Origin of the sequence: Streptomyces sp. NPDC085524, from assembly GCF_044541755.1 — a bacterium.
In the GTDB taxonomy this organism is placed as follows: Bacteria; Actinomycetota; Actinomycetes; order Streptomycetales; family Streptomycetaceae; genus Streptomyces.
Genome location: NZ_JBITTH010000011.1, coordinates 125,237 through 142,155, shown reverse-complemented (window position 1 = coordinate 142,155; position 16,919 = coordinate 125,237). Strand labels below are relative to the sequence as shown.

Sequence of the window (16,919 nt, the reverse complement as noted above, 5' to 3'; positions counted from 1 at the left end):
CCGCGACTTCGCCAGGCGCTCGCGGTCCGTCGGCGTTGTTCGTCGACAGGCCTACCGCCACCGCCGGGGGTCCTGGACGATCTCCTGGACCAGCAGCTGGAACTTCCCGCGGTTGAAGGGCACGTCTGCAAAGTTCTTCGGCAGCCGGGTGCCGTTGATCTCCATGACCGGTACGCCGGGAACCCCGGATTCCTCGAATGCCTGTTCCGAGCGGGCCACGAAGTCCGCGTGTTTCATCGTCTTCACAGCGTCTTGGAACTCAGGAGTGACCAGATCGGGAACGAAGTACGCCTGGTCAATGAGGGACTGGTCGGTGAAGCCGTCCTGGCCCTCGGCAGGCTGGTACTGGTAGAGCACACCGAGATACTCCGCGAACCTTCCGGCGTCCACCGCCGCCCGCAGGGCGTTGACGGCCTTCTGTGAACCAGTCCCACCCCGGGAGGCGTCGAGGAACGACGCCATCGTGTACTCCACCTTCACCATGCGCTCGCCGACCAGAACCCCCAGTTCGCGGCCGGCGTTGTCCGCGAAGGTACGGCACACCGTACAACGGGGTTCCAGGTACACACGCACCGTCAGTGGGGCCTGTGGATCCCCGACCACGATGGTCGTACCGTCCGATGCCACCTGTTCCGGATGTGTGCGCCCTTCGTATGCCGGTCCCGCCGCGACGAGCGGCCGCGCCGGCTCCACCCTTGGGCTGGACCCGCACCCCCACAACGACACACCCAGCAGCGCCACCGCAAGGAACGCGGCCGAGCTTCTTCCACCACGTCTCACGCGTGCATACCTCCTGGTCAGCGGGCACAGTAGCTCACGCTTACGACGCGAGTGGAACCGGCCCCTCCAACGAAGGGGCCGAGACGGGGGAGTGTCCGGTTCAGCAGGCAGCGCCGTCGGGGATGACCCGTCCGGATCTGGTGGTCAGGCCGACGCAGGCGGCGGCGCGGGTGACGATGTCGGCGATGCCTTCGGGCCGCATCGGGCCTGATGGGTCGCCGATCCGATGGCCGTTGCGGTACATCGCCGGGGTGATGCCCCCGTGGCGCCCGATCCGGACGACAGCTCCCGGCGCTGTACGGGAACGATGGGCGTCGCCGTCGTGGCTACGGGCCGGGGGAGCGCGCCGGCGGGTCCGTGACGGCTTGGTGCGGACCCGGGTGACGCGTGTCGGTTCGGGTGACCGGCTCGGCGACCTGCGGGCGCTCGGTGTGCGCGGGGGTGGTGTTCGGCACGTTGATCAAGTCCAGACGACACACCCCTGCTGCTCCAGCTGGCCGAGGAGCGGTAGGGAAGGGTTGACCTCGTTCCATCGGAGATCCAGCTTCTCCAGCGATGGCATGCGGGCGAGCCAGTCGGGCAGGTGGCTGAGGCGGTTGCTTCGCAGGTCGATCTGACGCAGTCGCGGGAGGCCGGCCAGCGACTCCGGGACGTCGGTCAGGGCGTTCTCGCGCAAGTCCAGGTGGCGCAGTTCGAGTAGTTCGCCTGCCGACGACGGGAGGTGGTCGATCGTGTTTCCTCGGAGCCACAACTCGCGCAGGCTGCGGAGCTGACCGATGGCGTCGGGCAGGGCGGTGAGACGGTTGTGTTGTGCCCTGAGCTCGATGAGGCCGGTCATCCCGCCGATGGCTTCTGGCAGGACCCTGAGGGAGTTCTCGCCGACGTTGAGGTAGCGCAAGCGGGTCAGGTTTCCCAGGGAGTCGGGAATCCGCGACAGCTGGTTGTCGTGCAGGTAGAGGCAGTCCCTGAGCTCGGTCAGCTTGCCGAGTTCCCCGGGCAGCGACGTCAGCGCGTTGTGGCCCAGGTCCAGAGTGGTCAGCCGGAGGAGTTGCCCGATGTCCCGGGGGAGGACCGTGAGCCCGTTGTCCGCGAGGATCAGCACGCGGAGCTCGGTCTGCTTCCAGACCGAATCGGGTACTTCTCCGAGCTCTTGACGCCACAGGTTCAGTGCATGCCTCACGGCCTTGTCCCCTTCGTCGGCAGTCTTCGGCTTCGATTCTCGGCCCGGACCGCGAGGGGGGCGGACAGGTCGAACGAGATCAGCCGGCCTCGGCTCGGGCTCGGGTGCCGGCGTGGCGGTAGGGGTCGGTGTCGGTTTTGATGATGGCTCCGTTGAAGGTGAGGCAAATGAAGCGTCCGTATGCCGAGCGTTCCGTGGGTGCCCGCGCGGAAGCCCGGCTGGCCGACGTCCTCGCCGGCCTCGCAGAGCATGAGTATGCGACCTTGCGATCCAGCCGTTCCAGCTCACCGCTGAGGGTGTGGTCTTCGGCCTCATCACGGAGCGCCATGCCGAGGACGGCGAGCACGACTGGGCTGCGCTCTACCGGATTGGTTGGGCTTCTCGGCTCCATGGAACGGCGAGTACGACACCTGACAGACCGAGCGGTCAGCTGTGTCGGGAGTTGTCACCGAGAGCGTTGGGTGGCTGTGACGTCCTGGCGGCCGCCTCATCTGGAACCCGGTCCGGGCCTGGGGAGGCCAGGACGCACCTCATCCCCGACGGCGTGGTCCTGGTCGCGGTTGCGCGGGCACCTTCCTCACGGTCGGCGAGGCCGGGTTCGGGTGTGGTCAGTGCCGTCGCTGCCCTCTACGGCACGTGGCTCGCGCCCTTGAACCGGCAAGGGTCTCTTGCCCGCGGGATTCCGGTCTCCGATTTCCGGCCCCCTGCTGCACGTACTGTGTCATGTGTCGAGCAGGCCCAGTTCGCTGTCGGGCCGACACAGCGGGCACGCCACCACGTCGGGGGCCGTCAACAGGATCTCCCGGACGCTCTGCGCGGTCGCCGGGCGGCCGCGGCTGCTCATCGGGCAGTCGCCAGTGTGGACCCGCTCCGGGGTGTGGCGTACGCCGATGCCGTACTCGATCCACCACTGGGGCGGCTCCGGCGCAGGCCGACGCCGGGCCCTCTCGGCGTCTGCCGCGCGGACGGCGGTGATCCTCTCGTCGACGCGGGCCAGGGTCAGCTCCAGCCAGCGGCGTATGACCAGCAGCTGCTCCAGCGCGGGCGGCAGCGGCAGGAGGGGGTCGGTGCCTGACATGTGCCTACGCCGCCCCGGGCGCGGCGGGATCCTCCGCTAGGCGGGCCTGCCGCTTCAGCTCCATCCGCGCGGACACGACCTCATCCCGTGCTTCGGTCGCCCAGTGGGGGTGGTCGACGACCGCGATCGCCAGCTCCCGGATCTCGGCCCACATCCGGTCGACGGTCTCCTTCTCCTCCTCTGACCAGCCGGGGCTGTCAGGGACGTCCCCGCGGTGGGAGAAGCGCTCCCCTCGCACCCACCCCTCCATCGGCTCCACGCTCCACGGCAGCCCGGCCAGGTAGGCGCGGTGCCCGGCCTGGGCACGGTGCAGCTCCTCCTGGAGCTTGAGGAGGTCGTGGGGGAAGGGACTCGCGTCGGATGAGGTCACCTCTCAATCGTAAACCTGTTCGATTTCAGATCGGAACACGCCACTCCGTTTGATCCCCGGGCGAGCCGTTCCGATCCGCCCGCAGGGCGGGTGCGTGATGCCTCTCGTGGCCCGGGAGGGCCGCGCGGAATGCTCCTCGGATGCCGATGGGGCGGGGGTGGCGGCCGCCGTCTTGGCACTACGCTGCACGCGTGGTCGGTTATTCGAACGTGCGTCTCGCCGACCTTCTCGACCGCCGTGCGGACGGGCACGAGCCCGCGCCGGACACGGTGCTCGCCGCACTGTTCGAGGGCGGGGTGTTCGTTCCCGTCACCGACACCGGATCGGTGATGTGGCGGTCGCCCTGCGCGACGCACTGGTTCGGCGGGTCCGCGAGTTCCCCGCCGTCCGCTCGGTGTGGGTGAGGCAGGTCCGGCGGCGGGCCAGCGGCGAGGAACATCTGATGCTGCACGTCGCCGTGGACGAGGACCTGCCCTCGGCCTCCGCCGACCGCCCGATGCAGATCCTGCTCGACGAGGAGGTGAAGCTCGGCCCGAGGCACCCGACGGTCGGGATGCCGGCTCTGAACACCACCACCCACGCCGACACCATCGCCCACCTGGACCGCCAGGGCCTGGACACGGTGCGCCGCGACGTCGAGTCGGGCCAGTTCCAGGTGATCTCCCGCGAGTACGACGACCCGTCGGCGGCCCCGGGGGATGACGCCGCGCCCCCGCCGCGGGCCAAGCGCCGCTGGTTCGACCGCTCCTGACGGGACGTCGCCGATGCGCTCTCTTGCGGTCTTGACGGGAGCCCAACGCGCGCGTCGATCAGACAACCTCCAGCGCGGTACGCATCCGCTGGAGGATGCGGGTGCGTTCCCCGATCAGGGTTCGGTGCGCGCGGGCGACGACCTTGACGGCCTGGCCCTGCTCGCTGTCCCCTGCGATCGGCCGCAGCTGGGCGTGGTCGATTCGGACCATGTTCCTCTGATGACCCAGGAGTTCCGCGCCGCGGTGGCCCGGAGCGGCACCTGTGCGTGTCCGCTTCGCGCGCTCTCGGTGAAGATCGTCGGTGTGAACCACGAGGAGCGCGGCGCCCGGGACTGTTGCCGGTCCTCTCCGGCCAATCGGTGTCCGTCGGTGTGCTCCGTACCGGAGAGCGGGATGAGGCGGCTCCGGCTGTCCCAGGCGGTTGACGAGGCGTGTTCACTGCGCCCGCGGTCCGACCGAAACGAGCCGTCGTGCCTGTCGGGGTGAAATGCGAGCGACACGTGGACGGATACGGTCGGGCCGCCGGCACCCGCCGCGCTGACCATGGAGGCTGTCCAGCGGCATGCACCGGGGAAGGGTGCTGCCACGCACCCCGGTCGTGCAGGCCGCCCCGGCCGCTTCCCTCTACGGACCGCAGTACCGACGGACAAGGAACGAGCCCGCAGATGAAGACGAAGATCCAGTTGGTGCTGGGCACCGCACTGCTGCTCCTGGCCGCCGTGACGGCCACCAGCGGCTCTGCCACCGCCCAGGTGACGGGGGCGGCCGCCCCGGACGCACACGGGGCCCGGCTGACGGGTCAGTGGACGGAGTCCGTCGACAGGAACCGCCCCGGAATCACCCACTACATCCAGAAGCTGACCCTCACCGCGGACGGCCGCTTCGCGCAGATCAACAACGTGATCTGCAACCTGGACAACTGCCCTGTGTTCAAGATCGGCGTCAATACGGGCACCTACCGCACGGAGGGAAGGACCATCCACCTCGACGGGAATCTCTCGGACCTCCACGGCGCCGTCCGAAACAGCAACACCATCGTCCTCGACACGCACGTCCTTCACCGCACGGCCGCCGACCCCTCGGACTGACTGGGTATAGAACTGCCGGACGTTGGTTACACACGGGTCTCCGACCGTGACGGAGATCTGCCGTGCCCCCTTCGCAGCAACAGCAGCAGGACCGCCAGGCCCAGCGGTGTCTGGCGGTCCTGAGACACGCCGAGGAGGAAGGCATCGAGGGGCTGCGCGGCCGCTCCAGCGAGAAGACCGCTGTCCAGTTCGTCGACCACGTCGTGGAGCGGCCGCCGTCCCGCGTCGAAGTCATCCGGACGGACAATGGCGCGGAGTGTCACTCCGCCTTCCACTGGCACGCGCTCGACAAAGGCATCGCCCACAGCTCCATCAAGCCGGCGTCCCCGCACCTCAACGGCAGGGTCGAGCGCGCACGCCTAGCTCCCGATTTCGGCCGTCGGGTCCCAGAGACCGCCGGCTTCGCCGCGGGCGAGGTGGTCGGCGTACACGCCGACCTTCCCTGCGATGACGGATCGGCACTCCTCCAGTGCCCGGATCCGCGCGTCGACGCGCTGCTGGTGGGTTTCGAGCAGCCGCAGGCGTTCCGCTTCGTTGCCCGGTCCCCGACGCACCAGTTCGGCGAAGTACTTGAGGTCGGCGAGCGGCATGTCGGACTCGCGGAGCCTGACGCAGACCAGCAGCCGGTCGACGTCGCCCGCGTCTCCGGTCCCGACGCGCCCATGGACGACGGCGGCGTCCGCGCGTACGCCGTCGACCCCGAGGGTGCCGCCCGGCTCTGGGACCTCTCCGCCGCGGCGACGGGCGCGACGCCGGTCCCGGATGAACCCGCGCGCCGAGATCGGGGGTCTGCGCCTCGGCCGTCCCTTTCGGATCCTGCCGGTCGTCCCAGTACCCCAGTTCGGGCGCCACAGCCCGAGCACCGCTTCCTCGGGCGATGGCGAGCCGGTCCTGGGCGCCGTACCGGTAGGTGACCGTCTCGGCCGGCAGGTGGGGCGTAGCCGGGCAGGCCGGGTTCTCAAGGTCAGCGCCGATCACCCCGCCACTCCGGGCGTATCAAGCTCTTTGCCGGAGTGGTCAGTTGCAGTCGGGGCCGCTGTAGGGGTTGGTGCAGGTGTTGTGACCGGGGCCGCCGTTGTTGGTGTTGGTTCCGGCGCCGCCGTTGAGGGTGTCGTTGCCGTCGTCACCGATGAGGGTGTCGTCGTTGTCCTCGCCGCTGATGACGTCGTTGCCGGTGCCGCCCTCGATGCGGTCGTCGCCGTTGTTGCCCCGGAGGGCGTCGTTGCCCGCGCCGCCGCAGATGAGGTCGTTGCCGCCGGCGCCGTTGACGGTGTCGTTCCCGGCGAGCGCGAAGATCACGTCGTTGCCCGGGGTGCCGTTGATGATGTCGTTGCCGTTCGTGCCGGTGATGGTGGGTGTGGCGGTCGCGCAGTTGGCGGGGGCCGGCTCGTAGGTGATGGTCAGCTGCACCGGCCCTGAGGCGGGTCCGGAAGCACCGCCCGATGGGACGAAGTTCGACCCGCCACCGCCGCCACCGGGCCCGCCGGTGCCGGCCGCGATGATAGTGGAGCAGCCTCCTCCTCCACCGCCCCCGAACCAGCCGCCTCCTCCTCCGCCGGCGCCGAACCCGCCGCCGCCCTGGCCGCCCGCGCCGCCCTGACCCGCAGTGCCGGACGTACCGCCGAGGGGACAGGCGACTCCCGCAGCTCCGCCGGCTGTCTGGGTCCCGCCGCCACCGCCCGTACCGCCGTCCGGTCGGCGCCCGCCCCTCCCACGCCGCCATTGGACCCGTTGCCGCCTGCGGCGCCGGTGGCCGTGACGGACAGCTGGGTGACACCGGCCGGGACGGTGAACGGCTGGTCGGCGCCCGCGGTGAAGGTGTTGGTGATCGGTGCTGCCGTGGCGGGCGCCGCTGTGGGCAGCACCAGCGCCGCGGCCGGGAGCACCGCTGCGGTGAGCAGCAGACCGGCATGCCGCGCCAGAGTCCGTGGCCGTCCCCTCCCTGCACCCCGCCGTTCGATCACCGCGCGCAGCGGAGAGAGTCCCACGATCACCACTCCTCGTCGAACGGCCCGCACCACCCACCCAGAGTGCGCCGCGGGCGTCGGTTGATCCGCCTGGCCCCTCACTCGGGACACCCGGCGATGGAGCCACACCCGTGATGGCATCGGCTGGGAGACACACCGCACCCGGACCTCGATCCACCGATCAGCCGCACCCGCGCCGCGCGCGGAGTGGCACCGGCTGAAGCCGCCCTGGGGCTCTCCCGGCGCGGATCGCAGCTTGGGGTTGCCGCCGTGGACCTCGGCTCCCGCGACCCAGCCCATGCGGTGCCCGGCTTCAAGGAACCGGCCGATGATGCGGGCGGCCGGCTCCGGCTTGGTCGCGAAGACGGTGTCCGCGCAGAGTCCCGCCGCCCGGCAGCGGTCCGGGTCGCACGTCCACGAGCGCGGGATGCACAGCTCGCGGCCGATCGCCGCATGTGCACGGCGGCCAGCACCGCATCGTCGTCGTGCAGATGTTCCAGTACGTACTCGCGCACGTCATCGCGTACCCGGTCGGCATCCCACTTGGCCCGGCCGAGCAGGTGCTGCATGCCGTCCGGGCTGGCCTGCCAGGCCCACTCGGCGATGCTCCAGCAGTTCTGGCGCGGCAGGTCCGACAGCAGCCCCAGCACCAAGTCCCTTACCCGGCGCCGGGGTTCGACCAGCGTGAACCGGATCGCTGTCCAGGACATCAGGACCTCGAACGCCTCCTGCCGGCGAGCAGGGTCTACGCTGTGACCTGCGGCCACCGCATGATCTTCAGTCTTCACACGCCGATGATCAATGGTGGCAGCACCCGTCTTCACCGCCCATCGGTCACGACGTGCGAAGACGGGGCCGCATCACCGCCGTGCCCCACTCCGCGCACCCAGCGTTCGCCCGCAGTCTCAGCCAGGAGGACACATGCAACGCGGCGAAGTCTGGTGGGTCGAATTCGACGAGCGACGCCCGGTCGTGCTGCTCTCGGACGAGGAGCCATCCGGGTTTCAGGCGATGCAGGTCGTTGCGCCGGCGGGCGTCGACATCAGCGGCCTGGGCGTTGAAGTGGCGGTAGGCGCCCCGGAGGGACTGCCCTTCGAAGGAGTGCTGCGGTTCGCGTTCCCGCGTCCAGGCTTTGCTCCGTGCACATGGCTGACCACCGTGGCCCGGGACGACCTGATCGAGCGGGCGGGCGCGTTGTGCTCCGTAAAGCTCAGCGAGGTCGGAGAGGCCCTCCGTGCCGCCGGACAGGGGAGGGAGTGGACCCCGACGACGGCTGCCAGGTTCCACGAGATCAAAGATGCCCGCCGTCTCGAAGGACCCGAGTAGCGGACGCCTCTGCTGCCCAGCTCGATCTCGTCGGCGACCGACGGCGGCTCCCTGTCCACCGCACTCCAGCAACGAGATCACGATCTTCGGCTGGAGTACAAGAACCCGGCCGGAGTCCCGGGGACCTATGTGCAGTCGGGTCCTTCGGCGTACAGGCCGTCCACCGGGAGGTGTTCCGTGGTTGTTTCGGTGCCGCGCTGAACGGTGACCGTGATGGAGCCCTTGCGGCGCTCTGTGAACGCCACGCCGTAGAGGGTCCGCTTGCCGTCTCCGGTGGTCTGGAGCTGTCGCACGGGGAGCGGCGCGCCGTTGCAGGTGGCGGATACGACCTTCTCGTGGTCGGCCGCGAAGTACTCGATCCAGCCCAGCCAGGGGTTGCCTTCACTTCCTGCGCGAGCACGGAGGAGCGCGCTCCCTCGATCGCTGCAGCCTCTTCCTCGGCGCGGGACATGGAAGCCACCGGTGACGGCGGCGAGGAATCAGTGGTCGACGGCGTGGGCGTGGTGCTCTTCACGCCGGCGCCGGCGCCGGCAGTGCATGCGGCCAGTGCTGCGACTCCGACCCCTGCAACCGCGACTCCAAGAACGATTCTTCCAAGTCTTCCCTGCATGTCCGCTCCCCCCGTTCCCCCCGTTCCACCGTTGCGTCGATGCGATCTTTTCAGTGCCGCGCCCGGCCAACAGGGATTCCTGGGCCACTCATTCGGATCACCGCCAGCCCGATGACTCCGCCCACCTGTGGCACGACCGCCGGCGACGCACCCCGAACCTCGGCACCACCACGCCCGTGGCGCGTCGGCAGGGACTGTGGGTTGCTGAGCCAGTCGCCATCGCACGCGCCCCGAGGCCCCCGAACGGCCTCGGAACACGGCCTTCCGCCAGTACTTGCGCAGGTCGTCCACGGCTCATGTCACGTGAACAGGGGACCGGAAACAGGCGACTTCACCCGAATCGATGCTGTTCCTAGGCTGAACGGGCAAGCAAGCGGAGCATGCGTCGCGGGCCGGTCACCGGTGCGGCGCCGAGGGAGTTGTCTTGGCCAGTCACGATCCGATCGAACGCCCTGCGGAGCCGTCGTTCAGCGCGTTCCGCGCGTCCGGAGCGCAGCAGCGGATGTACTTCCTCCAGCAGCTGGAGGAGGGCAGGCCGACCTACCACATGCCCGTCTTCTACGGCCTCGAAGGCCCGGTGGACGAAGCCGCGCTCCGCGCCTGCGCCCAGGGTCTGGTCGACCGGCACGAGGCGCTGCGCACCCGCTTCGTCCTGCGGGACGGCGAACTGTGGCAGCACATCGACACCGAGGCCGCGCTCGTCTGGTCCTCCGCCACGGCCCGCGGAGCCGGGGACGCCGAGGAGTGGATGGCCGCCGAACACCACCGGCCCTTCGACCTGGAGTCCGGACCGCTCTTCCGGGCGGCCCTGCTGCACACCCCCGAGGGAGCGGTCCTCGCGCTCGCCATGCACCACATCGTCGCCGACGGCTGGTCCGTCGGGATCCTCGCCCGCGAGCTCCTCGCCGCGTACGCCCGCTACGGCGACGGGACCGACGGCACCGACCGGTCGAGCTCGGCCGGGATCGCGGCACCGGAGGCCCCCGAGTACCAGTACGCCGACTTCTCCGACTGGCAGGAGGAATGGCTCCGCGGCGCCGCCGCCCAGCGCCAGCTCGCCTACTGGGAGAAGCAGCTGGACGGCGAACTGCCCGACGCGCCCCTGCCCCGCGACGGCAGGCCCGCCGCAGGAGCGGCCCGCGGCGCTGCGGCGCTGCACTCCTTCGAGGTGCCGGCCCCGGTGCTCGCCCGGATGGAGCGCCTGTGCCGTGACACCCGCAGCACCCCGTACACGCTGATGCTGGCGGCCTTCCAGATCGTGCTGGGCCGCTACACGGGCACCGACGACGTACTCGTCGGGACGCCGGTGGCGGGCCGGGGCCGCAAGGAGTTCCAGGACACGGTCGGCCTGTTCGTCAACACGCTGGTGATCCGCGCCGACCTGTCCGACGATCCCTCCTTCCGGGTCCACCTGGAGCGCGTACGGGACACCGTGCTCGACGCCCAGGACCACCAGGACCTGCCCTTCGAACGCGTCGTCGACCGGATCGCCGCCGGACGCACCGGCGAGGAGGCCGTCCCCTTCCAGGTCATGTTCGGCCTGCACGACGAGGACGGCATGACCGACGGCCTGCCCGGCCCGAAGGCCACGCTGCTCGAAGGACCGGCGGGGACCGCCAAGTTCGACCTGACCTTCGACGTCGTACGCACCGGCGGCGCGCTGAGCTGCCGGCTGGAGTACCGGGCGGACCTGTTCGACGCCGCCACCGTCCGACAGTTCGGCCGGCACTTCGCCCGCCTCCTGGACGCCGCCACCGAGAACCCCGAACTGCCGATCGGCGAACTGCCGATGCTGTCGGCCGACGAGCGGACCGGCATCGGCTCGCCGCTCCCGGACCGCGCCGCCCTCCCGCACACCCCGGGCGAGCGAACTTGCGTCCACGAGATCTTCGCCGGACACGCCGCCCGCACTCCCGACGCGGTCGCCCTCGTCCACGAGGGCATCTCCCTCACCTACCGCGAGCTCGACACCCGCGCCAACCGGCTCGCGCACCGGCTGCGCGCCCTCGGCGTGGGCCCCGACACCCTCGTCGGACTGTGCCTGCCCCGCTCCGCCGACCTCGTCGTCGCTCTGCTCGGCATCCTCAAGGCCGGCGGCGCCTACCTGCCGCTCGACCCCGACAACCCGCCCGAGCGGCTGCGCCACATCGTCCAGGACGCCCGCCTGGAGCACGTCGTCGGCACGACCGACACCCGGGCCCTGTGGGACGGCCCCGGCCTGCACACCGTCGACCTGCTCGCCGACGCCCCGCTCCTGGCCGCCGAACCCGACACCGCCCCCGACACCGGCGTGACCCCGGACCACCTGGCCTACGTCATCTACACCTCCGGGTCCACCGGCCTCCCCAAGGGCACCCTGGTGCCCCATGCCAACGTCACCCGGCTGTTCTCCGCCACCGACCACTGGTTCGGCTTCGGCCCCGACGACGTGTGGACCCTCTTCCACTCCATCGCCTTCGACTTCTCCGTCTGGGAGCTGTGGGGAGCCCTCGCCCACGGCGGCCGCCTCGTCGTGGTCCCGTACGGGACCAGCCGCTCGCCCGAGGAGTTCCACCGGCTGCTGCGCGCCGAACGGGTCACCGTCCTCAACCAGACCCCCTCCGCCTTCTACCAGTTGGCCCGTGCCGACGAGGAGCACCAGCGCACCGCCGGTGCGGACGCCCCAGGGCTCGCCCTGCGCCACGTCGTCTTCGGCGGGGAAGCCCTCGACGTCGCCGCCCTCGCCGGGTGGTTCGCCCGGCACGGCGACACCGCACCCCGCCTGGTCAACATGTACGGCATCACCGAGACGACCGTGCACGTCACCTACCGGCCGCTGACCGCCGTCGACGCCGAGGAGGGCCGCGGCAGCGTCATCGGCGTGCCCATCCCCGATCTGCGCCTGCACCTGCTCGACGCGCGCGGCCGGACCGTCCCGCGCGGCGCCGTCGGGGAGCTGTACGTCGCCGGGGCCGGCCTGGCCCGCGGCTACCTGCGCCGGCCCGAACTCACCGCCGAGCGCTTCCCCACCGGACTCGCCGGCCGCGGCGCCGACGGGCCCGCCGGGCTCATGGAGGGCGAGCGGCTGTACCGCACCGGCGACCTGGCGCGCGCCCTGCCCGACGGGGACCTGGAGTACCTCGGCCGCATCGACCACCAGGTCAAACTGCGCGGCTTCCGGATAGAACTCGGCGAGGTCGAGGCGGCGCTGGCCGCCCACCCCCTCGTCGACGCCGCGGTCGCACTCGTCGCACCGGATCCCGCGGGGAACGACGTCCTGGTCGGCTATCTGGCCGTGACCGGGGCCGAGGACGGCGCCGGCCCCACCGTGGAGGAGATGCGCGAGCACCTCGCGCGGCGGCTGCCCGGCTACATGATCCCCGGCGCGTTCGTCACCCTGCCCGCCTTCCCGCTGACCGCCAACGGCAAGACCGACCGGCGCCGGCTGCCCGCCCCCGGCTCGGCCGGCCGCACCCCCACCGCCGCCTACGAGGCACCCCGCGGTCCGGTCGAGACCGCGCTCACCGAGGTCTTCGCCCAGGTCCTCGGGCACGAACGGGTCGGCGCCCTGGACAACTGGTTCGCCCTCGGCGGGGACTCCATCCGCTCCCTCCAGGTGCTCGCCCGGATCCGGGAACGTGGCCTCGACCTCACCGTCGCCGACCTCATGCGCCGTCAGACGGCCCGCGCGCTGGCCCCCGTCGTGACCCGGCGGGAGGAGGAGGCCGGCGCCGAAGCCCCGTACCAGCCGTTCGTCCTGCTCACCCCCGAGGACCGCGCCGCCCTGCCCGAGGGACTGGAGGACGCCTACCCGATGACCCGGCTCCAGGCCGGCATGCTCTACCACAGCGACCTGCCGTCGGCCGGCGGACGCGTCTACCACAACGTGGCCTCCTACCTGGTCGAAGCGCCCTACTCCGAGGACGCCTGGCGGACCACCGTCGAGGTCCTCGCAGCCCGGCACGAGATGCTGCGCACCTCCTTCGACCCGCACGGATTCACCGAGCCCCTCCAGCTCGTCCACCGCGGCGCCCGCCCGGAGATCACCTTCGAGGACCTGTACGGCCTCGACGCCGAGGCACAGCGCACCGCCGTCGCCGCCCGCTACGCCGCCGAGCGCGACCGGCCGTTCACCTGGGACCGGCCCCCGCTGATCCGCTTCCACGTCCAGCGGCTCTCCGACACCCGGCTCCAGCTGTTCGTCGCCGAGCACCACGCGGTCCTCGACGGCTGGAGCGAACGCTCGCTCCTCACGGAACTCGCCTCCTGCTACACCGAGGCGCTCGCCGCCCGGACCCCTGCGGAGGGTCCCTCCCCGGACGCGGGCCCCCGCTCCCGGTTCGCCACCTTCGTCGCCCTGGAACGGGCCGCGCTGGCGGACGCCGGCCAGCGGGCCTTCTGGACCGGCAAGGCCGCCGACGCCCCCGCGACCCGGCTGCCCCGCCCGGCGGCGACCGGCGGGCCCGCCACGATGTCCTGGTACCTCGCGCCGCTCCCGGAAGGGCTGCACGCCCGGCTGACCGCCCTGGCCGCCGAGTGCGGCGCACCGCTGCGCACCGTCCTGCTCGCCGCCCACCTCAGGGCCATGGCCCTGCTGGGCGGCGGCGACGCCGTCACCACCGGAGTGGTCCACAACGGCCGAGCCGAGGAGACCGACGGCGACAAGGTCGTCGGAGTCTTCCTCAACACCCTGCCGCTGAGCGCCGACATCACCGGTCTCAGCTGGCGCGGCCTCGTCGCGCACGTCGCCGAGCTGGAGGCGGAGCTGCACGCGCACCGCCGCTTCCCGCTCGCCGAGATCCAGCGCCTGTCCGGGCGCGGCCCGCTCTTCGAGACCTTCTTCAACTACACCCACTTCCACGTGGAGCGGGACGGGCCGGCCGAGGGCGCGTTCACCGTGCTGGAGGAGACCGGAGAGGCCGGCACCGACTTCGCCTTCGGCGCGGAGTTCTCCCGCAGCCCCGACGGCTCCCTGCTCGAACTCGGCCTGCGCTTCGACGCCGCCCAGTTCTCCGAGGCGCAGATGGAGAGCGCGCACGCCTCCTACACGGCCGCCCTGTGCGACATGGCCGAGGCCCCCGATCGCGACTGCACGACCGCCGACCTGCTGTCGGAGGCCGAACACCGCCGCTACGCCGACTGGAACCGGACCGTCGTCGACTACCCGCAGCCGCACGTCCTGACCCGGCTGATCGACGCGCAGCGCGACCGGACCCCGGACGCCCCGGCGGTGCGTTTCGAGAACGCCGAGCTGACCTACCGTGCCCTGGACGCTGCGGCCGAGCGGCTGTGCGCGGCCCTGCGGGAGCGGGGCGCGGGCCCCGGTACCTTCGTCGGCCTGCTGCTGGAACGTTCTCTCGCCCTGCCCGTCGTCCTGCTCGCCGTCCTGAAGTCGGGCGCCGCCTACGTCCCTCTGGATCCGGAGCACCCGGCGCCGCGCGTGCGGTCCCTGCTCGCCGAGTCCGGCATCGGCCTGGTGGTCACCGAAGGCGCGTGGGCGGAGCGGCTGGAAGGCTCCGGGGTCACCGTCCTGCGGCCGGACGCGGCCGCGTCCGGCACTGCGGGTCCCGCCGGGGCACCCGAGCCCTCCGACCCCGCGTACATGATCTTCACCTCGGGCTCCACCGGCAAGCCCAAGGGCGTCGTGGTCTCGCACCGCGCCATCGCCAACCGGCTGCTGTGGATGCAGGACGAGTACGGGCTGGTCCCGGGGGAGCGGGTGCTGCACAAGACGCCGTACACCTTCGACGTCTCCGTGTGGGAGCTGTTCTGGCCCCTGCTGACGGGCGCCATCCTGGTCCTCGCCCGCCCCGGCGGCCAGCGCGACCCCGGCTACCTCGCCGGGCTCATCCACGACGAGGGCGTCACCACGGTGCACTTCGTCCCCTCCATGCTCAGCGTCTTCCTCGACGACCCCGCGGCCGTGGCCGGCGCGGCCGGTCTCACCCGGGTGGTCTGCAGCGGCGAGGCCCTGCCGTACGAGGTCCAGCGCAGGTTCTTCGAGCGACTGCCCGGCGTCGAGCTGCACAACCTCTACGGGCCCACCGAGGCGGCCGTCGACGTCACGTACTGGCAGTGCCGGCCGGACGGCGGCGACACCGTGCCCATCGGCCGGCCCATCGCCAACATGCGCACCCATGTCCTGGACCGCCGGCTGGCCGAGGTCCCCCTCGGCGTCACCGGTGAGCTCTTCCTCGAAGGCGTCGGCCTCGCCGACGGCTACCACGGACGTCCCGAGCTGACGGCCGAGCGCTTCATCGAGCACACCGGCCCCGACGGCACCACCCGCCGCCTCTACCGGACCGGCGACCTGGCCCGGCACCGCCCCGACGGAGCCCTGGAGTACGCGGGCCGCACCGACCACCAGCTCAAGATCCGCGGCTTCCGCGTCGAGCCCGGGGAGATCGAAGCCGTCCTCGCCGAACACCCCGGCGTGCGCGACTGCGCGGTCCTGCCCCGCGGCGAACGCCTCGTCGGCTACTTCGTCCCCGACGCGGCCGGCCCGGACGCCGCACCCGCCCCCGACCCGGGCGCACTCGCCGCCCACGCCCGGGAGCGGCTCCCCGAGTACATGGTCCCGTCCGCCTGGGTGTGCCTGCCGGCCCTCCCGCTGACCGCCAACGGCAAACTGGACCGCGCCGCCCTGCCCGACCCGGACCCCGCCGACCTGCGCGGCGGCGTCGAACCGACCCCGCCCCGCGACGGCCTCGAATCCCGTCTCGCCGGGATCTGGGAGCGGCTGCTGGACGCCGGCACGGTCGGCGTCCACGACGACTTCTTCGAGTCCGGCGGGCACTCCATCGACGCCCTGCGCCTGATCGGCCGGATCAACCAGGCCTTCGGCGAACGCCTCGGCGTCTCTGCCGTCCTGGAGCACCCGACCGTCGCCCGGCAGGCCGCGCTGCTACGGGACCGCCACGTCGGCGCGGCCCCGGACCCGGTGGTCCGCCTCCAGCCCGAGGGCGCGCTCGACCCGCTCTTCCTCGTCCACCCGATCGGCGGGAACGTCCTCTGCTACCGCACCCTGGCCGCCGAACTGGGCACCGAACGTCCGGTGTTCGGCCTGACGGCGCCCGGGCTGACCGACCCCGCAGCGGCCCAAGACGCCACGGTCGAGGAGCTGGCCGCCGCCCACCTGGAGGCCCTGCGCCGGATCCGCCCCTCCGGCCCCTACCACCTGGCCGGCTGGTCCTTCGGCGGGCTCCTCGCCCACGAGATGGCGGTCCAACTGCGGGCCGCCGGGGAGGAGGTGGCGACCCTCGCGCTGCTGGACACCGGCTACCCGGAGCCCGGCCACGTCCCCGACGACGAGTGCGAGCTGCTGGAGTGGTTCCACGAGGACCTGGCCCGTTCCGCCGGCTTCGATCCCGCCGACGAGAGCGTGTCCGCGCTGCGCAGCGCCCTGCGGAGCCTCGCCGACACCACGGACCGGCTCACCGTCCTCGCCGAGCAGGTGGAACGCGACGGCTTCGCCCCCGGACTGGACCCGCGGGACCTCGCCCGGCACTACGCGGTGTTCCGGACCGGGATCCGCGCCGCCGCCGCGTACGAGCCCCCGGCCGCCCCCTGCACCGTCCTCTTCCTCCAGAGCCGGACCGGGGCCCGGGAGCAGGCCGCCGACCGATGGGCCGGGCGGGCCGGGGCCGGCTTCACCCGCCACGACGCCGCCACCGACCACTACGGGCTGATGCGGCCGCCGCACAGCACCCGGGCCGCCGCCCTCCTGCGCACCGCCCTCGCCGCGGCCGACCACCGCTGAACGGGTACCCCGGCCCGCCCGGGGTACCCG

Annotated in this window: 15 protein-coding genes; 5 read left to right on the top strand and 10 right to left on the bottom strand. The window is 71.9% G+C overall.

What is annotated here, in order from left to right:
* Nucleotides 1-51: 51 nt before the first annotated feature.
* The 5 genes from ACIGFK_RS19015 to ACIGFK_RS18995 all read right to left on the bottom strand — a co-directional run bounded on the left by ACIGFK_RS19015 (nt 52) and on the right by ACIGFK_RS18995 (nt 3,408).
* A complete protein-coding gene (locus ACIGFK_RS19015) occupies nt 52-627 on the bottom strand; it encodes a DsbA family protein (RefSeq protein WP_400052739.1) in 576 nt (191 codons plus the stop codon).
* A gap of 253 nt (nt 628-880) precedes the next feature.
* A complete protein-coding gene (locus tag ACIGFK_RS19010) occupies nt 881-1,024 on the bottom strand; it encodes a hypothetical protein (protein ID WP_386465947.1) in 144 nt (47 codons plus the stop codon).
* Nucleotides 1,025-1,240: 216 nt separating this feature from the next.
* Complete coding sequence (locus ACIGFK_RS19005; RefSeq protein WP_400052737.1) at nt 1,241-1,960, bottom strand: leucine-rich repeat domain-containing protein; 720 nt, start codon at nt 1,958-1,960, stop codon at nt 1,241-1,243.
* A gap of 721 nt (nt 1,961-2,681) precedes the next feature.
* Nucleotides 2,682-3,038, bottom strand: a complete 357-nt coding sequence (locus ACIGFK_RS19000) for a DUF6233 domain-containing protein (RefSeq protein ID WP_400052735.1) — start codon at nt 3,036-3,038, stop codon at nt 2,682-2,684.
* 4 nt (nt 3,039-3,042) lie between these two features.
* Nucleotides 3,043-3,408 (bottom strand): hypothetical protein, encoded by a 366-nt coding sequence (locus ACIGFK_RS18995; protein ID WP_386465956.1) that lies wholly within the window; start codon nt 3,406-3,408, stop codon nt 3,043-3,045.
* A gap of 191 nt (nt 3,409-3,599) precedes the next feature.
* On the opposite strand from ACIGFK_RS18995, the gene ACIGFK_RS18990 reads away from it, so the two are divergent.
* Together ACIGFK_RS18990 and ACIGFK_RS18985 are read left to right on the top strand one after the other, a co-directional pair.
* Nucleotides 3,600-3,812, top strand: coding sequence for a hypothetical protein (locus ACIGFK_RS18990; RefSeq protein ID WP_400052733.1), 213 nt, complete (start codon nt 3,600-3,602; stop codon nt 3,810-3,812).
* Nucleotides 3,813-3,850: 38 nt separating this feature from the next.
* Nucleotides 3,851-4,159 carry a hypothetical protein gene (locus ACIGFK_RS18985; protein WP_400052731.1) on the top strand — a complete coding sequence of 103 codons (309 nt, stop codon included), beginning with the start codon at nt 3,851-3,853 and terminating at the stop codon, nt 4,157-4,159.
* Between the two features lie 58 nt (nt 4,160-4,217).
* Here ACIGFK_RS18985 and ACIGFK_RS18980 read toward each other — a convergent pair whose 3' ends face one another.
* The gene (locus ACIGFK_RS18980; RefSeq protein ID WP_400052729.1) at nt 4,218-4,370 is read right to left on the bottom strand and encodes a hypothetical protein; all 153 of its coding nucleotides are present in this window, start codon (nt 4,368-4,370) and stop codon (nt 4,218-4,220) included.
* 455 nt (nt 4,371-4,825) lie between these two features.
* Here ACIGFK_RS18980 and ACIGFK_RS18975 point away from each other — a divergent pair, with 455 nt between their 5' ends.
* On the top strand, nt 4,826-5,248 hold the full coding sequence (locus ACIGFK_RS18975; protein WP_386465985.1) for a hypothetical protein: 423 nt from the start codon (nt 4,826-4,828) through the stop codon (nt 5,246-5,248).
* 359 nt (nt 5,249-5,607) lie between these two features.
* Here ACIGFK_RS18975 and ACIGFK_RS18970 read toward each other — a convergent pair whose 3' ends face one another.
* The 3 genes from ACIGFK_RS18970 to ACIGFK_RS18960 form a co-directional block, all read right to left on the bottom strand.
* Complete coding sequence (locus ACIGFK_RS18970) at nt 5,608-6,111, bottom strand: MerR family DNA-binding protein (RefSeq protein ID WP_400052726.1); 504 nt, start codon at nt 6,109-6,111, stop codon at nt 5,608-5,610.
* A gap of 154 nt (nt 6,112-6,265) precedes the next feature.
* Nucleotides 6,266-6,658, bottom strand: a complete 393-nt coding sequence (locus ACIGFK_RS18965) for a calcium-binding protein (RefSeq protein WP_400052724.1) — start codon at nt 6,656-6,658, stop codon at nt 6,266-6,268.
* A gap of 655 nt (nt 6,659-7,313) precedes the next feature.
* Complete coding sequence (locus ACIGFK_RS18960) at nt 7,314-7,925, bottom strand: transposase (RefSeq protein WP_400052875.1); 612 nt, start codon at nt 7,923-7,925, stop codon at nt 7,314-7,316.
* A 211-nt stretch (nt 7,926-8,136) separates the two neighbouring features.
* On the opposite strand from ACIGFK_RS18960, the gene ACIGFK_RS18955 reads away from it, so the two are divergent.
* Nucleotides 8,137-8,541, top strand: a complete 405-nt coding sequence (locus ACIGFK_RS18955) for a type II toxin-antitoxin system PemK/MazF family toxin (protein ID WP_386465991.1) — start codon at nt 8,137-8,139, stop codon at nt 8,539-8,541.
* A gap of 125 nt (nt 8,542-8,666) precedes the next feature.
* On the opposite strand, the gene ACIGFK_RS18950 is transcribed toward ACIGFK_RS18955, so the two are convergent.
* Nucleotides 8,667-8,834, bottom strand: a complete 168-nt coding sequence (locus ACIGFK_RS18950) for a hypothetical protein (RefSeq protein ID WP_376655784.1) — start codon at nt 8,832-8,834, stop codon at nt 8,667-8,669.
* A 741-nt stretch (nt 8,835-9,575) separates the two neighbouring features.
* Here ACIGFK_RS18950 and ACIGFK_RS18945 point away from each other — a divergent pair.
* On the top strand, nt 9,576-16,889 hold the full coding sequence (locus ACIGFK_RS18945) for an amino acid adenylation domain-containing protein (protein ID WP_400052722.1): 7,314 nt from the start codon (nt 9,576-9,578) through the stop codon (nt 16,887-16,889).
* The last annotated feature ends 30 nt before the right edge of the window (nt 16,890-16,919 follow it).